Origin of the sequence: Agrobacterium sp. CCNWLW155 (assembly GCF_036888815.1) — a bacterium.
GTDB lineage: Bacteria > Pseudomonadota > Alphaproteobacteria > Rhizobiales > Rhizobiaceae > Agrobacterium > Agrobacterium radiobacter.
Genome location: NZ_JBAKFW010000065.1, coordinates 1 through 732, shown reverse-complemented (window position 1 = coordinate 732; position 732 = coordinate 1). Strand labels below are relative to the sequence as shown.

Below are 732 nucleotides of genomic sequence, written 5' to 3'. Positions count from 1 at the left end.
TGAACCGCTCCGGGTTTGCCGGAGACCCCAACTCGTGAGAAGTAGGGTCTATGACAAGCAAAACGACGAACAAATTCTCTCCTGAAGTCCGCGCCCGTGCCGTTCGGATGGTGACGGAACATGAAGCCGAACACTCATCGCGCTGGGCGGCGGTATCATCGATAGCGGCCAAGATCGGCTGCTCGGCGCATACCCTTCATGAATGGGTGAAGAAGGCGGAGGTCGACAGCGGCAAGCGTGCGGGTTTGCCGAGTGACGTGGCGGAGAAGATGAAGGCTCTGGAGCGGGAGAACCGCGAGCTTCGTCAGGCGAATGAGATTTTACGCAAGGCCTCGGCGTATTTTGCCCAGGCGGAGCTCGACCGCCCACTGAAGCGATGATCTCCTTCATCGACGAACACCGCTCGGTGCTCGGGGTCGAGCCGATCTGCAGACTGCTGCCGATTGCCCCGTCCACCTATTATGAGGTCATCGCCAAGCGCACAGACGTGGACCGCCTGTCGGCCCGCGAACGCAATGATATTGCCATGAAAGTCGAGATACGCCGGGTGTTCAACGAGAACTTCCAGGTCTATGGCGTGCGCAAGGTCTGGCGGCAATTGCAGCGAGAAGGTTACGACATCGCCCGCTGCACCGTCGCGCGGCTTATGAGAACAATGGGGATTCAAGGCGTCATTCGCGGCAAGCCGATCAAAACCACCGTGTCGGACAAGTCCGCTCCATGTCCACTAGA

1 pseudogene and 1 other annotated feature are annotated in these 732 nt (G+C 59.2%); the pseudogene reads left to right on the top strand.

The features are described 5' to 3' along the window. Positions 1-50 precede the first annotated feature (50 nt). Positions 51-732, top strand: a pseudogene (locus V6S97_RS29130) (IS3 family transposase); the annotation flags it as partial. Further along, positions 335-451: a sequence feature (AL1L pseudoknot), on the top strand. Its footprint overlaps the pseudogene before it by 117 nt.